General features: G+C 38.0%; 14 protein-coding genes and 4 tRNA genes. 8 read left to right on the top strand and 10 right to left on the bottom strand.

What is annotated here, in order from left to right; genetic code table 11:
* The first annotated feature begins 102 nt into the window (after nucleotides 1–102).
* Nucleotides 103–1,038 carry a lysophospholipid acyltransferase family protein gene (locus AC1M9H_RS06150; RefSeq protein WP_481612984.1) on the top strand — a complete coding sequence of 312 codons (936 nt, stop codon included), beginning with the start codon at nucleotides 103–105 and terminating at the stop codon, nucleotides 1,036–1,038.
* Here the strand turns inward: AC1M9H_RS06150 and AC1M9H_RS06145 are convergent.
* The 3 genes from AC1M9H_RS06145 to AC1M9H_RS06135 form a co-directional block, all read right to left on the bottom strand.
* Nucleotides 1,035–3,524 carry a DNA internalization-related competence protein ComEC/Rec2 gene (locus tag AC1M9H_RS06145; RefSeq protein ID WP_481612983.1) on the bottom strand — a complete coding sequence of 830 codons (2,490 nt, stop codon included), beginning with the start codon at nucleotides 3,522–3,524 and terminating at the stop codon, nucleotides 1,035–1,037. The two genes, AC1M9H_RS06150 and AC1M9H_RS06145, sit on opposite strands and share 4 nt — an antisense overlap.
* An 82-nt stretch (nucleotides 3,525–3,606) precedes the next feature.
* Nucleotides 3,607–4,284: a lipoprotein-releasing ABC transporter ATP-binding protein LolD gene (gene lolD / locus AC1M9H_RS06140; protein WP_035266856.1), complete on the bottom strand. Its 678-nt coding sequence runs from the start codon at nucleotides 4,282–4,284 to the stop codon at nucleotides 3,607–3,609.
* Nucleotides 4,277–5,512: a lipoprotein-releasing ABC transporter permease subunit gene (locus AC1M9H_RS06135; protein WP_092766794.1), complete on the bottom strand. Its 1,236-nt coding sequence runs from the start codon at nucleotides 5,510–5,512 to the stop codon at nucleotides 4,277–4,279. The genes lolD and AC1M9H_RS06135 overlap by 8 nt, the downstream gene beginning before the upstream one ends.
* Nucleotides 5,513–5,535: 23 nt before the next feature.
* Between AC1M9H_RS06135 and AC1M9H_RS06130 the strand changes: the two genes are divergently transcribed.
* Nucleotides 5,536–6,111, top strand: coding sequence for a PilZ domain-containing protein (locus AC1M9H_RS06130; RefSeq protein WP_035266851.1), 576 nt, complete (start codon nucleotides 5,536–5,538; stop codon nucleotides 6,109–6,111).
* Between the two features lie 9 nt (nucleotides 6,112–6,120).
* On the opposite strand, the gene AC1M9H_RS06125 is transcribed toward AC1M9H_RS06130, so the two are convergent.
* A complete protein-coding gene (locus AC1M9H_RS06125; protein ID WP_481612982.1) occupies nucleotides 6,121–7,029 on the bottom strand; it encodes a DMT family transporter in 909 nt (302 codons plus the stop codon).
* 23 nt (nucleotides 7,030–7,052) lie between these two features.
* Complete coding sequence (locus AC1M9H_RS06120) at nucleotides 7,053–7,535, bottom strand: YaiI/YqxD family protein (RefSeq protein WP_155756969.1); 483 nt, start codon at nucleotides 7,533–7,535, stop codon at nucleotides 7,053–7,055.
* A gap of 253 nt (nucleotides 7,536–7,788) precedes the next feature.
* On the opposite strand from AC1M9H_RS06120, the gene AC1M9H_RS06115 reads away from it, so the two are divergent.
* The 6 genes from AC1M9H_RS06115 to AC1M9H_RS06090 all read left to right on the top strand — a co-directional run bounded on the left by AC1M9H_RS06115 (nucleotide 7,789) and on the right by AC1M9H_RS06090 (nucleotide 11,458).
* Nucleotides 7,789–7,864: transfer RNA gene (locus AC1M9H_RS06115), tRNA-Glu, on the top strand.
* Nucleotides 7,865–7,972: 108 nt separating this feature from the next.
* A complete protein-coding gene (locus AC1M9H_RS06110; RefSeq protein ID WP_481588952.1) occupies nucleotides 7,973–9,385 on the top strand; it encodes an amino acid permease in 1,413 nt (470 codons plus the stop codon).
* A gap of 215 nt (nucleotides 9,386–9,600) precedes the next feature.
* Nucleotides 9,601–9,676 (top strand) — tRNA-Glu (locus AC1M9H_RS06105).
* Nucleotides 9,677–9,700: 24 nt separating this feature from the next.
* Nucleotides 9,701–9,776 (top strand) — tRNA-Glu (locus AC1M9H_RS06100).
* A 45-nt stretch (nucleotides 9,777–9,821) separates the two neighbouring features.
* Nucleotides 9,822–9,897 (top strand) — tRNA-Glu (locus AC1M9H_RS06095).
* Between the two features lie 154 nt (nucleotides 9,898–10,051).
* Nucleotides 10,052–11,458, top strand: coding sequence for an iron-containing redox enzyme family protein (locus AC1M9H_RS06090; protein WP_481612981.1), 1,407 nt, complete (start codon nucleotides 10,052–10,054; stop codon nucleotides 11,456–11,458).
* A 57-nt stretch (nucleotides 11,459–11,515) separates the two neighbouring features.
* Here the strand turns inward: AC1M9H_RS06090 and AC1M9H_RS06085 are convergent, their stop codons facing one another.
* The 5 genes from AC1M9H_RS06085 to AC1M9H_RS06065 form a co-directional block, all read right to left on the bottom strand.
* Nucleotides 11,516–12,760: an NADH:flavin oxidoreductase/NADH oxidase family protein gene (locus AC1M9H_RS06085; protein WP_481612980.1), complete on the bottom strand. Its 1,245-nt coding sequence runs from the start codon at nucleotides 12,758–12,760 to the stop codon at nucleotides 11,516–11,518.
* Between the two features lie 102 nt (nucleotides 12,761–12,862).
* Nucleotides 12,863–14,440, bottom strand: a complete 1,578-nt coding sequence (locus tag AC1M9H_RS06080) for a dipeptide ABC transporter ATP-binding protein (RefSeq protein ID WP_481612979.1) — start codon at nucleotides 14,438–14,440, stop codon at nucleotides 12,863–12,865.
* Complete coding sequence (locus AC1M9H_RS06075; RefSeq protein ID WP_481597230.1) at nucleotides 14,418–15,428, bottom strand: ABC transporter permease; 1,011 nt, start codon at nucleotides 15,426–15,428, stop codon at nucleotides 14,418–14,420. Before AC1M9H_RS06075 ends, AC1M9H_RS06080 begins: the two co-directional genes overlap by 23 nt.
* 2 nt (nucleotides 15,429–15,430) lie before the next feature.
* Nucleotides 15,431–16,501 carry a microcin C ABC transporter permease YejB gene (locus AC1M9H_RS06070; RefSeq protein ID WP_481612978.1) on the bottom strand — a complete coding sequence of 357 codons (1,071 nt, stop codon included), beginning with the start codon at nucleotides 16,499–16,501 and terminating at the stop codon, nucleotides 15,431–15,433.
* Between the two features lie 11 nt (nucleotides 16,502–16,512).
* Nucleotides 16,513–18,366, bottom strand: coding sequence for an extracellular solute-binding protein (locus AC1M9H_RS06065; RefSeq protein WP_481612977.1), 1,854 nt, complete (start codon nucleotides 18,364–18,366; stop codon nucleotides 16,513–16,515).
* Between the last annotated feature and the right edge of the window lie 21 nt (nucleotides 18,367–18,387).

The raw sequence follows: 18,387 nt of genomic DNA, 5'->3' as shown, positions 1-18,387 counted from the left end.
CATTATATACAAGGAATGAGGTCAAACTATTTATAAGTCAAGATTTAACATATAATAAACCCAAATCACAATATTCTATGAACTTACCAAATTTTGAATCTAATGCCTGAAACCAAAACATCGACCACAACCCGCCTGTTAAATTTCTTCAGTCGCCGTCCGATTCGTTTTTCTCGTTTTTTTGCAAAAATGCTTGCAGGGCTGATTAATACGCTAAAAATTACAAAAACTACGAATACCATCCGCCTCAATATCGACATTTGCTTACCGCATCTTTCTGATGAAGAAAAACATTTAGTGACTCGTGCAGCGGTAAGAAACGAACTTCAATCTTATATGGAATTTTTTAGTATTTGGGGAAGCTCAAACGAAACCAATATTTCACGAATACGCCATGTCACGGGTGCTGAATATTTTCATGAAGCAATGGCTGAAAAGAAAGGGATTATTTTACTCGCACCACATTTTGGTACATGGGAAGTCATGAATGCGTGGTTCGCACAATATACCAAGATGACCATCATGTATAAACCCATCAAGAATGAAGAAGCAGATCAATTTGTGCGCCAGGCTCGTAGTCGAGAACAAGCAACTTTAGTCCCTACAGATGAGAGTGGTATAAGACAAATTTTTAAAGCCCTTAAATTAGGGGGGACAACTGTGATTCTTCCAGATCACAATCCTAAACACGGTGGTGAAATGATCGATTATTTCGGCATACCACTCGAGTCCAGTAATTTAAGTGCCAAACTCATCCAAAAAACTAAAGCCAAAGGCCTTTTGGTCTATGCAATTCGCAATGAAACTGAAGATTTTGATGTATTTATTGAACCAATGGATGCTTCGATTTATGAAGGCACTCCCGCTGACGGAACGTTAGTAATTCACCGTGCAATAGAAAGCCTGATTCATCGTTATCCTGAACATGCTCATTGGAGCTATAAACGTTTCCGTGCAAATCCTGATCTACATAACATTTATCGTATCCCTGCAGAACAAGCCAGAGTAAAAATAGAGCAAGTCAGAAAAGCAAGTTAATCTATGGGGATATTCCGAGTTAACCACGCTTTTTGATCTCGATGATATCGAAATTGTACATCTCCGTTTTTATCGAAGGTCATTCGAATGCTGCCCTTCGATTGGGTATCGAGCAGCGGAATATTAAGCGCTTTTAAACGCTCTTTGACAACAGGATGTGGATGATTATAGCGGTTATCAAAACCAGCCGATGCAATGGCAATTTTAGGTTTGGTATTTTTTAAAAAGTCGTAAGATGAACTATGTCGACTGCCATGGTGTCCTAAGATTAAAATATCTACTCTAAGTTCAGGATACTGCTTTAAAATACGATACTCTGTCTCCCACCCTGCATCCCCCATAATCAGAATATGCTTAAAATCGTTAGCATAGGGTAATGTCAGATACATTACGCACGAAAGCTCATTACGATTTTGACTGACAAAATTTAATTGTGATTCAACTGGTGAAAGAAATTGTATATAGATCTTACCCAATTGTACCTGTTGATGCTGTCGACAATAATCAAATTCAACATACTGAAACCTATCATCTTTTTCATTTGAGATAACTTGATCAATTTGTATATGTTTTCCAATAGTGCGGTATGCTCCAGCATGATCTTGATCAAGATGACTGATAAAAACTTGATCTAATTTTGATATGCCACGTTGAATTAAGAAAGGGACAACTACATTTTCTCCGATACTAAATGTATTCTCATCAAAGCTCCCGCCTGTATCAACTAAAGCAGTTTTCCCTGATGACTGTAAGAGTATGGACTGCCCCTGCCCTATGTCCAAAATTTCAATGATATCGTATCCATCATCACGTTTAGGCATCAGCAATGCCACACCTAATACGGGTATCCATAATCGAGGGATTACATTCTTTGGCATAAAGAACATGAATACTGCCAAAGCGAGCAAAAACATTTGTGCTTTCGTTAACGCTACCCATTTCAATGGATTGTCTAATATTGCTCCCAGCTTAGTCAGTAGCACCAAAAGAACCGATATCAATACATCAGCCAGATGAAATAAAAATTGACCAACAAAAGGAATAAAGCTGAGACAATAGCCCAGTACTTCCAATGGCACGATCAAGGTACCAATCATTGGAACAGCAACTAAATTAGCAAATGGCGCAAATAAAGAAATCTGTTGAAATATCAGTAGAGTGAGTGGTATCAGTGCAATAAATATTTTCCATTGGGATTGCAAAAGTATTTTAAGATACATTTTTGCTTTATCTATAAAACGATGCTTATTGATTAAAGCAGTGTTTTGCTGTTCATGAACGATCGTTTGGTATACACGAATCAAAATCAAACATGCGCCGTACGAAAGCCAAAATGCAGCAGATAAAATACTAAAAGGGTCTAAATAGAGCATTAAGCTTGCACTGATAAGTAATAGTACAAAAGGCTTAATCTTAAATTTAAATAAAATAGCGATACTAATTAGACAAACTGACAATGTAGTTCTTAATGCAGGAATTTCGAGCCCTGAAAAAAAACTATAAATAATTACCCCACATACGAAAGGGATTAAAAGTAAATATGGTTTGGGAACTTTTAGAAAAATATGAGGACGAAAAATTGATACAAGATACCCTATGAACCATGATAATAAGCCAGCAAAAATTAGAACATGTGGACCTGAAATAGCCAATAAATGCGTAATGCCTAGTTTTTTAAATAATTCTTCTTGTTGCTCCGTCAGTAGACTCTTATCACCTGTGAGTAACGCGACTAGCAAACCCTTATTCCTGAATACTCCCTGTTCGATATCATCCCTAAAAGCTAAACGTGCTTTTTCAATGCTCAGGCTCAATCGTGCGATAAGGCTCCGATGCACATCGGTTGAAGATAAATAACCTTCAGAATATAACACCGCTTCACTTACAGGTACGATCCAATCTACACGCATTGTTCCAGCTATATTTTGCTGCAACAACCATTTCTCTTGATCAAAGACCCCATCTACTGCATAACTATGTGCGGGTCTTAATTTTCCCGTAACTTTATAATAGCGCCCTAGTTCTAATGTCGTATCAAGTTTTGACTCTCGCAAATATAATAATAGCGTTTGAGATTGTCCTTGCTTCTTGTCGATCACTTGCGCACGCTGCTGTATTGATCGACCTTCCTGATCCATTTTCAGCTGATTAATTTTATTGATATAAACAACTATTTCTTTTTCTTCAATATATTGAACACGTTTATCTAAACAATCGTGTAAGGCTGTTTTTGCATGTTGATGCCCCAAAACAAATGTGATCAGACAAATTCCCGTTAGCACAAGCATTCTTGATGATGACTGGACAATACTTGAGGTGTGAGGATAAATGAATCGATCAGGTTGCCTTATTAATCGTAAAAAGTAACCCATGATCAAAATGATACTTGCCATACCCAGCAAGAGAGTTGAATATTCAGCTTCACCCTGAAAGCTGATCGTAGCAACACCAATGATCCAAAAGATGAGAATAAATATTAAAAACATCTAACTTTTATGTTTATTTTTCTTAAATAGATTAAAGCCCACCTAAGTGGGCTTTAACAAGACTGTTAATCGGATTTTGAGCCTATACCCACAATCCATCTTGCATATGCAAAATCTTATCAGCAGTTTGTGCGAGCTGTTCATCATGGGTCACGATGAGCATTGCCATATTAAATTCTTTACGCAGATCGGAAAGCAATTCAAAAATTGTGACGGCAGTTTTACGATCTAAATTTCCAGTAGGCTCATCTGCCATCATCAATTTAGGTTGAGCCACTAAAGCTCGTGCAAGCGCAACGCGTTGTCGCTCACCGCCAGATAACTCACCTGGTTTATGCGTTAAACGATGTGATAAACCCACTTTATTCAACAAATATTCTGCACGTTCTTTTACTTCTTTAAAATTTGCATCTTTACGTAACATCAGCGGCATTGATACATTTTCTAAAGCCGTAAACTCAGGAAGTAAATGGTGAAATTGATACACAAATCCGAGGTGTTCATTACGTAGGAAACCGCGTTCAGCTTCGCCTAAAGTGTCAAAACGCTGCCCATTAAGCATCACTACACCTTCGGACGGACGATCAAGCCCCCCTAATACATGTAACAGCGTACTCTTACCCGAACCACTTGATCCAACAATTGAAACAAATTGTCCTTGCTCAACAACTAAATCCAATCCCTTAATCACTTCAACAGTTGATTTACCATCTGTAAAATGTTTATGAATATTTTTGGCTTCTAAGACAATATTACTCATAGCGTAAAGCCTCTGCTGGTTGAACTTTAGCAGCACGCAGCGCTGGATAAATTGTTGCAAGGAAACTTAGCGCTAGTGATAAGCTAACAATCACCACCACATCTTGCCAACGTAGATACGATGGTAAATAGTTAATGAAATATGCATCGAATAAATTTAGTCCAAAAGCGGTGTTCAGCCAGCCAATAAATCCACTGATGCTCGTTGCAAAGATGATACCTAGTGCTGCTCCTGCCAGTGTTCCTACAACACCAATCACCGTACCCTGTACCATAAAAATCTTAGTGATCGTTGCTGGTGAAGCACCTAAGGTTCTTAAAATAGCAATGTCGGATTTTTTATCAGTAACCACCATCACCAATGAAGATACAATATTAAATGCTGCAACCAAGACAATCAGGAAAAGTAAAAGGCTGACCATTGCTTTTTCCATCTGAATGGCACTAAAGAGATTGCCGTGCGTATAAGTCCAATTTGATGGATAGAAATTGCCTGGTAAATCCATAACAACTTCTTCAGCGACTTGTGGTGCTTTGAAGATATCATCTAGTTTCATACGGATACCTTGTGCACCATCCGGCAGTCTCAACAGTGTCGAAGCATCGTTTAGCGCGATGTAACCCATCATCGAGTCCACTTCGGCACCAATACTAAAAATACCGACAATTTTAAAACGTTTAAATCGTGGAACAACGCCAGCGGGTGATGGTGTCGCTTCAGGTAATACCAATGTTACATTGTCATTGAGACTTAAACCTAAAGCATCCGTCATCTGCTTGCCCAAAACAATCCCGAACTCACCTTTCTTTAATGAGTTGAGGTCGCCTTGAACCATATGATTTTGAATAATAGATACATTTTTTTCATAGTCAGGCTCAATACCCGTGACCATTATCCCTGCAACCTGTCCTTGGGCTGTTAACATCCCCTGCAACTGTGTAAAAGGTGCAACACCCGTCACATGTTCATGTTGGTCTATTTTCTTTGCAAGCTCAGGCCAGTCTGTTAGAATTTGTGTAGAGGAAACAGTCGCTTGAGGTACCATTCCCAAGACACGGTTTTTTAATTCACGATCGAAACCGTTCATTACAGATAACACAGTAATGAGAACAGCGACGCCCAAAGTCAGACCGATCATGGAAACTAAAGCAATAAAAGAAATAAAGTGATTACTTCGCCGTGCGCGAGTGTATCTCAACCCTATATACAGCGAGATCGGTTTAAACATACCATCTAGTCCGAGGTGTTTTAATGGAAAATCTTCAGCATCAAAGTGGCAATATTGAAAGACGCGTCATGTCACGTATTGATGCTGCGTTAAGAATAAATTATCAGATCATCACTAAAGATGTCGCTTTGAATGATCCCTATGATTCAAATTTTGTACTACCGCGCTATTTTCTCCTACTTGCAGAATTAGATCAATTTGATCATGCGCTTATGTACGAATTAGAACAATTAAATCAAAAAGATCAACAAATTGCTCGGATATTATCCTTATTTAATCAAAAATTAAACCTGATTACGGGCTCACTTTACGACTCTATTGTACAAACCATGTTACCAGTACCTACTCAAGTCAATTTGTCTGAAACGGGTTTTAGTTTTTATGCTGAGCAACACATCCCGGAACAAACCTATATACACATCACATTGAGTCACCCTGAAAATGATTTTCATATCGCTGCAACTGCACAAGTTGTTTACAGCAATCAAGAAGAAAATGGCCTGTTTAGAACCGGTGCATATTTTTTAACATTGCATCCTCAAGACAAAGTAAAGTTAACAGAAGCCTTAAAGCATTTAAAAAACTCACAGAATCGCTGAGCATTAAACTTAAGGTTTTAATACTTTTTGTTTAAATTTCCGATTCGCTTCTATATCCCGATAAAAATACATAAATAATCCCAGAAGTAGAATTATTGCTCCCAGTATCATGCCAAGCGTTAATTTCTCATGATTAAATGCAGCGCCTATACCAAGTGCTAGAACTGGAGTCATTACATTTGTAAGGGACAATGTGGTGGGTTGTATTTTTTTGACCAAGTAAAAATAGCAAAACATAGCGACTAATGAAGCCATAACAATAGAATATATGATGGCAAGTAATGACTTCATTGAAGGTAATTCAGTAGGTAAATATTTCCATATAAATGGCACAATTAAACATGCAACAAAGGTAGAAACAAGTATTGAACCTGTCGCCTGTGCCATCGGTGCTACATCAGCATTTATTTTTTTTACCCAAAAAATTGACATTGCGTATGAAAAAACGCTGAGCAACATTAAACCAATTCCAATGGGATGGATATGTTGTGATGATCCAGTAAAACTGATCACTACGAGCCCAGTAATCGCGACGATCATTCCTAACCATTGCAGCTTATGCAAATCTTGTTGAAAGATAAATTTTCCAATAAGCCCTGCCATAATTGGTGCTAATCCAAACATCAGTGCAATCATGCCAGAACTTAGATAATCAGTAGCTACATAAGTAAAAAATTGCGAACCAATCAAGCTAAATGAACCAGCAAAATAACTATGCAATGCAATTGAATTTAAAGGAAATTTCACCTTTAAAACTATGAGAAGTAATGCCGCGATAGGCAGTGCCAAGCCTAATCGAATCACCAATGCCCACATTAAATAAATATCTTCTACACTCCACACAATCGCAAGTGGAGTTGTTGCCCAGATGATGACCAATAAGGCATAGATGAGCATAAGTTTAGATTTTTCTGGCATGTAAACTCGATTGATAAGATAAATCAGGCAGTTTTTCTTTTTTGTTTTTGAATCGTTTGATCCAAAGCACTTGAAAATTCACGCTTATCTCTTTCTGAAATTGGCGGTGGTCCACCGGTTTGAACGCCAGCCCCTCTCAAAGTTTCCATGAAATCACGCAAATGTAATCGTGCCTTAATATTAGCTTCTGTCCAAATTTCACCACGTGGATGAATTGCAACGCCACCCTTTTCGATGACTTGAGCTGCTAGAGGAATATCCTGCGTCATGACAATATCATGCTCTTTCATACGTTCGATAATTTCTTTATCAGCTTGATCTGCTCCACTCATCACTTGTATTGAATTAATACGAACGGAAGGAGTTATTCCTACATTTTGATTGGCGACAAAAGTTACTTCGAGTTGATAACGATCAGAAGCTCTTAAGATGACTTCACGCAAAATTTTAGGTAATGCATCAGCATCGACCCAGAGTTTAAATGGCAACACGCCTCTTTCCTTCATTGTCTTACCACGTCATCTTATCAAATTTAATAGATGGTTGGTTTGATATGATGAATATAAAGCGGATCGTTTTTTATAGTGAGGACCTTCTCTCCATGTTATTTAAATACATTAAAAATCTTATTGTTGTCAGTTTAATCAAAATTAAAACTAATTGGTTGTTTTTGCTTAATGTATGAACGATTAAAACTTTTTTTATACGAAGCTTTTGACAATTGAAATGTCTATCCTTAATATACAAGCACCTCGCAACGTCCCTATCGTCTAGAGGCCTAGGACATCGCCCTTTCACGGCGGTAACCGGGGTTCGAATCCCCGTAGGGACGCCATTATCGTTTCATACGATCACTCAATATTCAAAATTACTATTATTTCATTGAAGAATTGTAGTTTTTCACTACAATAACTCGCTTCATTTGTTTCGAATTTTCAATCCTATGCACTCATCTCCGAATGATGCTTCGCATCAGGGCAATTCTGCGCCTTTACAACGCGCTATGAGTACTCGACATCTGGTTATGATTTCGCTTGGCGGCGCAATCGGCACTGGACTTTTCTTAGGTTCGGGTGAAGTCATTGCACAAACGGGGCCTATAGGTGCCATTATTTCTTATATCCTTGGCGGGATTATCGCCTACATGGTTATGCTGTGTTTAGGTGAGCTTGCCGTTCATATGCCTGAGTCTGGTTCGTTTGGTGCTTATGCCAAAAGATATATTGGACCAGGAACAGGCTATACCATCACTTGGTTATATTGGTTAACTTGGTCGGTTACATTAGGAACTGAGTTTACAGCCGCCGCCCTCCTCATGCAGGAATGGTTCCCAGATAGTTCCATGTGGATGTGGACTATAGTCTTTGGTGTATTCGTATTTGTTTTAAATATGATTTCCACAAAATGGTTCGCAGAATCTGAATTTTGGCTGGCATTAGTTAAAGTTATTACTGTTGTTGCATTTATTCTCTTAGGCCTACTCGCAATTTTTGGTGTAATTGGCTATCAAGGTTACGAAACGGCGCCTTTATTTAGCAATTTAACTGCACAAGGTTGGTTCCCTGAAGGTCTATTCCCAATTTTTGCTACGATGCTTATCGTAAACTTCGCATTCTCAGGAACAGAATTAATTGGGGTTGCTGCTGGTGAAACTAAAGACCCAGCTAAAAATGTTCCTAAAGCGATTAATACAGCGATTTTTCGTCTGTTGATTTTCTTCGTAGGTACAATCATTGTAGTAACGTCACTTCTTCCACATCAAGAAGCTGGCTTAGCTGCTGAAGGTGTGAGTAGCTCTCCATTTGTGACTGTTTTCCAGCATATTGGTATTCCCTATGCAGAAGATATCATCCGTTTTGTAATTATTACCGCTTTATTATCAGCTGCTAACTCTGGTTTGTTTGCTGCGTCACGCATGATGTGGTCTTTATCTTACAAAAAGCAGCTCCCTGCAGTATTTTCTAGAGTGAATGCACGTGGTATCCCCTATGTTGCAGTGATCGTGACAATGATCGGTGGGTTACCAGGCTTATTGTCAGAACAATTCGCACCTGAGACTATTTTTACCAATTTATTAGGTATTGCTGCTTTTACAATGGTCGTTGTGTGGATGAGTATTTGTTTAAGCCAATTTAATTTCAGACGCGATTGGTATAAGCAAGGGCGCAAAAAAGAAGAGCTGGGCTTTGCTGCTCCATTATTTCCAATTGTCCCAATCTTAGGTTTTGTGTTCTGTTTTATCACATGCTTAAGTATGGTATTTGATCCAAGTATGCGTATTAGCTTTTTCGGGTGTTTAGCGTTCATTGCTGTATGCTATGCCAGTTATTACCTGTTTTATCACGATAAATCTTGATTTTGAAATAGCGACTTCGGTCGCTATTTTTTTTGCTTAGACAGTTCCTATTTTCCAAATGCTTTTCTAATATTTCTTGGAGATTTGATCTAAATTTAGCCTTTAAATTCAATATTGTTTTATTTTCATACGAACACACCATTTTTTTAATTTTTTTGCTGAAATGCGTTTGACACCCCCCTATTTTCACCCTATTATACGCCCACCTCTGAAACGTCCCTATCGTCTAGAGGCCTAGGACATCGCCCTTTCACGGCGGTAACCGGGGTTCGAATCCCCGTAGGGACGCCAATTTTCAGAAGTAGATTTTATTAAGTCCCTATCGTCTAGAGGCCTAGGACATCGCCCTTTCACGGCGGTAACCGGGGTTCGAATCCCCGTAGGGACGCCATTAATTTCAATTGAAATAACATGGTTTAAAATATATTTCTGCACTGTCCCTATCGTCTAGAGGCCTAGGACATCGCCCTTTCACGGCGGTAACCGGGGTTCGAATCCCCGTAGGGACGCCATATTCTAGATGATACATCTCATAAAAAAGCCCAAGCATTTAAGACTTGGGCTTTTTTTTATAACTTAGTCACCCTAAAAATCGAACACAAAATAAACAACATTATCATCTTTGCAGGTTATGGTGGTTTAAACCCTTAATAACGCTTGGAGAAGATGATGTTGGACAACACCGTACTTAATCCCCTAGCATCCCCATCACAATTAAATACAATTAGTCCTAAAACAAATAAAGACTGGGTTGAGTTTTTTTTAGACCCTAAAGTGAATCGTGAATGTAAAACAGAATATGCTGAAACCTATGTTCTTTCACTATTCGATCAACTCAATACGACTCATTTATCGTGGATTGATCAGGTAGACCAAGTTAGGCAACATATACAACACGAACATGATCAAACTTGTTCTAAATTTCAAAGTTATCTAGATCAACGAAAATCAGGCCTTGGGCGTGACTACTTTCCAACCATCTCTCATGCTTTAGAATTTTTATATAAAGTTGCTCCAGTTAAATATGTAGATGGCTCCTGGCTATATTCATCTCTTACGCACCCCTCTCTGTTTGAAAGCAAAGATCTAAGCTATATCTACTTAGAAGAACTTGGCTTGGGAAATGCTAAAGCAAATCATGTTTGCATGTATCAAAGCTTACTGCGACATTTCGAGCTTGAACCGTACATTAATTATTTAGATGATATTTATTTCGAACAAGCCGCTGTTCAACTTGCTCTCGCATATGTACCACATGATTTATTTCCAATAGTAATTGGATTTAACTTGGGTTATGAACAATTACCACTACACCTGTTAATTACCAATTATGAATTAGCAGAACTTGGAATTGATCCTCATTATTTTAATGTTCATATTACGATTGATAATGCACACAATGGACATGCTGAAAAATCAATACAGGCATTTATTGATCATTATCATCAAGCTCTAGATAAATCAAAATATCTTGAACTGGTGAAAATGGGCTTCCAAATGAATGATCTTGGCTTGAGCTCGACGAATATCATTCAAGAAATTGATCTGACTAAAAGCGTTTATCAACTTATGCAAAGAAAAGCAGTTGTCGGTCAACATATCCATAACCAAAAATGTCAATTCAGTGGCAAGTCTATTAATGAGTGGCTCGCTCAACCTCAATTAATATCTGAATTTGTTCAAATCTTAATTGATAAACAATGGATTATAAAAAACAGGCCTGTCGAAGAAAGTCGTTTTTGGAAACTTATTCACGATAGTGATGGCAAAATGTTTGGTGTGTTTAATGCAACTGAGAAAATGCTGATCAAAGACTGGATTCAAGGGGAATCATTAACTGTTCGTTTAAAAAGAATGCCTGTAACAGGAGATCAAAACTGGCTATCAAAATACAATAATCAACATGAACTTGAACAGATCAAACATCAATGTCATTCATTAGATGATACAAACGATAAACTAGCATTGTTAATTCCATATCTATCACCTTACTATCATCCACGAGCGATCGGATTATGGGCAACCCAAGAAGTTTCTAAGATACTTTTCCCTTTTCAAACGCTTGCGCTTTAGTTCTAAGTCGCAGCATAAAATAAGGAGCCATGAAGGCTCCTTATATATTGATTCACACTATGCAGATTTTCTTGAATTAACTTTACCTTGAATGATAGCCTTCACATTTCCTTTTGCATAATTCAGAAAAACTTTTAAAGGTGAAAGTTTTGGATTAGGGTGATTACCCTCACCAATCGCTTTGAATTGTGCCGCATACCAAATAATTTCCATAATTGCCATTTTATCAATAAATGGAATCCCTGTTTTAATTGGTTTTACTGCATATCTAACATCGTGTCCTGCAATCAAACGATCAGTTAAATCCGTTTCTACAGCAAGCGGGCGTGCAATTCCAATAAAGTCACATGCACCACTTTCTAAAGCATCATTCATCCCTTTAACGGTTCTGAATCCACCTGTAACCATCAGTCTGCATTTTACTTCTTTACGGATTTTCTCTGCGAAATCTAAAAAGTAAGCCTCACGTGCAATGGTACTTGCTTTACGCTGTTCAGCTTTAGCACCTGCCATTGCGGGCGCTTCATACGTACCACCTGAAATTTCAATTAAATCGATACCTGCATCATCAATAGCTTTAAATACTTGAATCACTTCTTCTTCAGTAATTCCACCACGTTGAAAATCTGCGGAATTCAATTTCACTGAAACGATAAAATTCTCGGATGTTGCAGCTCGAACAGCTTTATAAATTTCTAATAAGAAACGCATACGATTTTCAATGCTTCCACCCCATTGATCATTACGCTTATTGGTCAGTGGCGATAGAAATTCACTTATTAAATATCCATGAGCACCGTGTAATTGAACACCTTCAAAGCCCGCTTTTTCGCAAATCGCTGCAGAGGTTGCAAATCGTTGGATTAGATCTAGGATTTCCTCATGCTCGAGAGCCCGTGGAGTAGCAAAGGTAGTAGCCAACATAGCACTAAATGGAACAGCAGACGGTGCAACAGTTTCTTTATTTAAGCCTTTAGGACACTGTCTGCCCGGATGAGACAATTGAACAAGCTGGACCATACCATAACGTTTACCTAGGTCAGCCCATGCCTTTAATTTAGGTAAATCTCGCTCATTTTCGACCACGACGACACCAGGCTCATTCTTCGCACGCAGATCAACCATCACATTTCCTGTAATTGAACACCCTAAACCACCTCTTGCCCAAGCTTCATACAAGCCTGTGTGCAAATGATTTGGTTCACCAGCAGCATTCGCTAGAGCTTCACTCATTGCGCCTTTAATAATGCGATTTTTGAAAGTTGTATTGCGAATTTGAATCGGCTCAGCAATTTTACTCATCTTGAAGTTCTCAATTTTGTGCTTATCTAAACCTAAAACCAATTAGGCGTGACTTCCCTGAATTTCAGTCTAGAATTGACAATCCTTCTTGTCAAATAACTTTTATAAACTACTTTGTATAAGCTGTTGCGTATAAGCATGAATCGGTGCACGGAATAAACTTTCTGTCTCTTGAATTTCTATAACTTTTGCATCTTTCATCACCATAACTCGATGGCATAACGCTTTCACAATTTTCAGATCATGACTAATAAAGATGTAACTGATCCCTGTTCTCTGCTGTATATCTTGAAGTAAGTTCACCAATTTTATTTGTGTATTGCGATCTAATGCAGACGTTGGCTCATCTAGAATGAGTAATTGAGGTTTCAGAATCAGTGCTCTGGCCAGCGATACTCTTTGTCGCTGTCCACCCGACATTTGATGAGGATAACGATCAAGAAATTCTTTTGTGAGATTAACCTCTTCAAGGGCTTGAATCGCGAGATTTAATTTTTCACTCTTTCTCAATTTTTTTAATCTTAACCCTTCAGTTAATAATGACAAAACATCCATTCTTGGATTGAGACTCGAAAAAGGATCTTGAAAAACGATTTGAACATCTTTTCGATGCGCTCTTAATTTCTTGTCAGACAACTGATTGAGATTGATACGATTTAATTCAATGGTACCTGTTGACTCTATGAGTCGTGCAAGCGCGAGTGCAGCACTGGTTTTTCCAGACCCACTTTCACCTACAATACCAAGCGACTCTCCTTGTTTAAGCTGGAAACTTAAATCTTCCACCGCTATAAATTGAGTTTTAAATACATTCAGAAAATTCAGCTTAGGTGGATACCGCACTCGAAGATGTTCAGTATTTAAAAGTTCTTTGGCCTGTTCACTGATAGCTGAAATCGAATCAAACTGCTGATTAAGGAGCAGTCGAGTATATTCATGGCGAGGCTGCAGGAATATTTGAGAGACATCACCCTGTTCAACTGTGACACCTTTAGACAAAACCAATACCTGATCAGCATATTGTTGCACCAACCTTAAATCATGACTAACCAAAACTAAGGCCATATTTTTTTGATGCGCTTGGTCTTTAATTAAATTTAAAATTTGCTTCTGTAGTGATACATCAAGGGCTGTTGTTGGTTCATCTGCAATTAAAATTTCAGGTTCCGAAATCAGAGCTGTTGCGATCATCACCCTTTGACGCTGCCCACCAGACAACTGATGTGGATATCGCTTGAGGATGTCTGATGAGTTCCCGAACCCTACATCACAAAGCACTTCTTCTATTTTTTTTCGAATGTCTTTCTTCTTAAGCCCCTTCGACCATAATGGTTCTGAAATAATTTTTTCAACTGTATGTAATGGATTAAGCGCTGTCATTGGCTCTTGAAATATCATCGCGATCTTATTGCCACGTATTAAGCGCAACTGATCTTCGTGTTTTAGACGCAGATCTTCATTTTGAAATATGATTTCACCACTTAAGTCTAGAGCGCGATCTTGAAGTCCTAGAAGACTTAGACAAGCTAAAGATTTTCCTGAACCACTTTCACCAACAATGGCTACTGTCTCACCCGCATTTAGCTTAAAAGACAAATCAGTTAAGATTTTTTGTTCATTCAACTGTATATTGAGCTTGTTGACTTCAAGTATTGGTTTAGCCTCTTGGATCAAATGCATCTCGAGCAGCCTCTCCAATATAAATAAGAATAGATAACACAACTGCTAGACTAAAAAATCCAGATAAAACCAACCACGGTGCTGATAGATTATTCTTACCCTGCAATAAAATTTCACCAATTGAAGCTGTATCAGGTGGCAAACCATAGCCCAGAAAATCCAAGGCTGTAAGTGCGGTAATATTAGCGGTAAGAATGAAAGGAAGCTGTGAGAGTGACGAACTTATAGCATTGGGTAAAATATGTTTGATAATAATTTGACTATCTGTAGCACCGAGTGATCGAGCAGCTCGCACATAGTCCAAATTTCTGGCTTTCAGAAACTCTGCACGAACAAGACCAACTAACGCAGTCCAACCAAACATCAGCATAATTAAAAACAGCCAATATACGCTTGGTGTAAACATGCTCACTAAGATCATCACAATAAATAACATTGGTAGACCACCCCACACCTCTAACAGCCTTTGACCGATCAGATCCAACCAACCGCCAAAGTAGCCTTGGATAGCACCAATGGTAATTCCTATGAATGCAGATCCAATAGTAAGTGCAATGCCGAACAGCAAAGAGATACGAATACCATATATTAATCTTGCCAAGACATCACGACCTTGATCATCTGTGCCTAACCAATTCACGGAGGTCGGTGGAGATGGTACAGCTTCTGCCAATTCATAATTAGGTGTTTGATATGAAAATGGGATGATAGGCCAAATCTGCCATCCATGCTCATTAATCAATTCTTGAACAGCTGGATCTTTATAATCAGCCTCAGTCTCAAAGACACCACCGAATGTTGTTTCAGGATAAGGCTTAAAAATTGGGAAATAAATTTCTTCTTTATAATAAATAAGTATTGGTTTTTCGTTGGCAATAAACTCTGCTCCCAAGGATAAAATAAAGATCGCGATAAATAAAATGAAGCTTAAGAATCCGAGTCGATGTGACTTAAATTTTGAAATTCGTTGATCGAAAAGTGGAGACATTATTATGCTCCTCGACGATCAAAATTGATTCTTGGATCAATCAATTGATATAGAACATCACTGAGTAATCTCAAAATTAGACCGACCAACGTAAAGATAAACAATGTTCCAAAAATCACGGGATAATCACGCTGCTGAATTGCCTCAAATCCGAGCAATCCCAAACCATCAAGATTAAATATAATTTCTACAAATAGATTGCCAACAAAAAAAATTCCGATCAGTGCTTCAGGTAATCCTGCAATAACGATTAACATGGCGTTACGGAAAACATGATTGTATAAAACGCGTTGCTCGGTCAGACCTTTAGCACGAGCTGCCGTCACATATTGTTTATTTAACTCTTCCATAAAAGAGTATTTTGTTAGATATGTGAGGGTCGCAAATCCACCTAATATAATAGTAAGGACAGGCAATGTAAGATGCCAAAAATAATCTCTAACTTTATCAATAAAACTGAGTTCAGCAAAATTCTCAGAGACCAATCCTTGTAATGGGAACCATTGTAAATAGGATCCCCCCGAAAAAATCATAATAAGTAGAATACCAAATACAAAAGTTGGCACTGCATAACCAACCGCCAATATTAATGAGGTCGTTTGATCAAACAGACCGCCATGTTTATTCGCTTTTCTAATCCCTAGAGGAATGGCGATACTGTAGATCAGTAAGGTACTCCATAATCCAAGGGAGATCGTGACTGGCATTTTTTCCAAAATTAATGTTGTTACTGATTTATTTTTAAAAAAGCTCGTTCCAAAATCGAGTTGAAAATATCCTTTGAGCATTAGAAAAAAGCGCTCATGCACAGGGCGGTCAAATCCATATTGCGCTTTGATCTGCTCGACCATTTCAGGACTGAGTCCTCGTGTACCCTGATAATGACTCTGGACTTCATTGATGTGAGATGTCGAACCAGACACAACACCAATGCCTTGAAACTGTTCAGCTCTCTGTATTGCCTGTTCAACAGGTCCACCAGGAGCAATTTGAACGACGGCAAAATTGATCAGCAGTATCAAAAATAAGGTGGGGATGATCAGTAAAAGTCGTTTAAGTATATAAAGACCCATAAATTTAACCTTTAACGTGAGCCTTTACTTTGACCAAGATAAGCAGCCACTTTGCGAGCTTGATTTTGATCTACCCACCAATAATCTTCACCAACAGCAAGTTTTGGTTTAATCTGTGGCTGTTTATACATATTCCAATACGCATACCATTCACGATCATTTCCATAAGTAAGTATCTGATAATATCCTGCACGTAATAAACGATCCAAGACACGTGTATTTAATATTAATTTTTCTCGATCAGGTGCATGGATAATACGCTTTATAATTTCATCTATAACGCTATTTTTCACACCAGAAAAATTATAATTTCCCTCTTCATTTGCAGCATGACTGCTCCAAAATTGCGCTTGCTCATTCCCAGGATTTAGTGACTGAGGCATCACCATCGTGGTTAAATCAAAATCATATTGACGCATCCGCTGTAAATATTGAGGCATATCGACTTGGCGAATCGAAACCTGAATACCCAATTTTTTTAAATTTCGAATATAAGGCATGAGCGTCCGTTGTAAGCCCTCTTGATGAAGAAGCAACTCTAATTGAATTGGTTTTCCATCACGCGCATGCAAATTACCATTTTTAAATGAATACCCCTGGTCAATTAAAATTTTCCGAGCAGTGAGTAAGCCTTTACGATTGTAGCCTGTACCATCAGTGACGGGATATTTCCACGCTTTTAATACCCCTTCTCGTTGTAAAGGATGTAACCGAGATAAATAAGGTTTTAATATTGTTAATTCTTTTTGACTTGGTACTGACTTTGCTTCGAGCTCACTAAACTGAAAATGACTTTGTAAACGTTGATATTGTTGATAAAACAATGCTTTATTTTGCCATTCAAAGTCATAAGCATAGGTCATTGCTTGTCTAAAATAGATATCGTTTAGGGGTTTTTTTCGTGTGTTAAAAACGATACTTTGTGTCGGAGCAGGGTTTTGTAAAGCTACACTATATTTTTTAACCAATCCTGAGTTAAATGCTGGAAAGTTGTATTCCGTCTTCCATTTACGAGCAAATTTCTCTTGGTGAAATGTATATTGTCCAGCTTTAAATCCTTCAAATGCAATGTCCGAACTACGGTAATAAACATATTTAATTTGATCAAAATTATAACGACCGCGATTTACAAGTAAATCCTTGGCCCAATAATGGGGATTACGCTGATAGGTAATACTACGACCAGCATCAAGATTTTTAATTGTATATGGCCCTGATCCTAAAATGGGTTTCAGTGTTGCTCGACTAAAATCTTTAGATTGCCAATCTTTTTTAGAAAAAATTGGCATCTGTGAAAGTATTGCTGGCATTTCAGTATTTCTTTCTGATTTAAATACCATTTTTACGGCATGTTTAGACAGAACCTGAATTTTATCTAAATCAGACAAATACATCTGTAAACCGGGATTGGTTTTGGTTAAATACATTTCAAACGTGAATTTAACATCCTCAGCCAGTACAGGAGATCCATCACTAAATCGAGCACGTGGATTTAAATGAAAAATCACAAATTTTGTTCGGGTTGGATCAAACTGAATTTTCTCAGCCAAAAGTGGATAAAACACATTTGGTTCATCTAATGACTTGGAAAATAGCGTATCGAACAAGTAATTTGTACCTTCAACCCAACTTCCTTGCCCATTCATACCGTTTAGATTATCAAATGTCCCATCAGCCGCTTTCAACAACTTTCCACCCTTTGGTGCGTCTGGGTTGGCATATGGCATCGCATCTAAATTCAGATATTTCGGTTTTGACTGTAAAGCAATATAAGACGTCGTTTGAAGATTTGCCCATGCACTGATATGAATGGGCAAGAAGAAGAAAATAAACTTTGCTTTTGACAAAGTTGATGAAATGCGCATCTCGATATGAAATTCCTGATT

Source organism: Acinetobacter sp. ANC_7512 (assembly GCF_056779935.1).
Note: the sequence above shows the minus strand (reverse complement) of the source record. Positions and strands in the feature narration are given on the sequence as shown.

Bases quoted from the DNA above. Each gene is read 5' to 3' on its own strand.
- AC1M9H_RS06085 (WP_481612980.1), bottom strand. From the start codon at position 12,760: ATGAGTAAAATTGCTGAGCCGATTCAAATTCGCAATACAACTTTCAAA.
- AC1M9H_RS06125 (WP_481612982.1), bottom strand. From the start codon at position 7,029: ATGCCAGAAAAATCTAAACTTATGCTCATCTATGCCTTATTGGTCATC.
- AC1M9H_RS06080 (WP_481612979.1), bottom strand. From the start codon at position 14,440: ATGCATTTGATCCAAGAGGCTAAACCAATACTTGAAGTCAACAAGCTC.
- AC1M9H_RS06110 (WP_481588952.1), top strand. From the start codon at position 7,973: ATGCACTCATCTCCGAATGATGCTTCGCATCAGGGCAATTCTGCGCCT.
- AC1M9H_RS06150 (WP_481612984.1), top strand. From the start codon at position 103: ATGCCTGAAACCAAAACATCGACCACAACCCGCCTGTTAAATTTCTTC.
- AC1M9H_RS06120 (WP_155756969.1), bottom strand. From the start codon at position 7,535: ATGAAGGAAAGAGGCGTGTTGCCATTTAAACTCTGGGTCGATGCTGAT.
- lolD (WP_035266856.1), bottom strand. From the start codon at position 4,284: ATGAGTAATATTGTCTTAGAAGCCAAAAATATTCATAAACATTTTACA.
- AC1M9H_RS06075 (WP_481597230.1), bottom strand. From the start codon at position 15,428: ATGTCTCCACTTTTCGATCAACGAATTTCAAAATTTAAGTCACATCGA.
- AC1M9H_RS06145 (WP_481612983.1), bottom strand. From the start codon at position 3,524: ATGTTTTTAATATTTATTCTCATCTTTTGGATCATTGGTGTTGCTACG.
- AC1M9H_RS06065 (WP_481612977.1), bottom strand. From the start codon at position 18,366: ATGCGCATTTCATCAACTTTGTCAAAAGCAAAGTTTATTTTCTTCTTC.
- AC1M9H_RS06135 (WP_092766794.1), bottom strand. From the start codon at position 5,512: ATGTTTAAACCGATCTCGCTGTATATAGGGTTGAGATACACTCGCGCA.
- AC1M9H_RS06070 (WP_481612978.1), bottom strand. From the start codon at position 16,501: ATGGGTCTTTATATACTTAAACGACTTTTACTGATCATCCCCACCTTA.
- AC1M9H_RS06130 (WP_035266851.1), top strand. From the start codon at position 5,536: ATGGAAAATCTTCAGCATCAAAGTGGCAATATTGAAAGACGCGTCATG.
- AC1M9H_RS06090 (WP_481612981.1), top strand. From the start codon at position 10,052: ATGATGTTGGACAACACCGTACTTAATCCCCTAGCATCCCCATCACAA.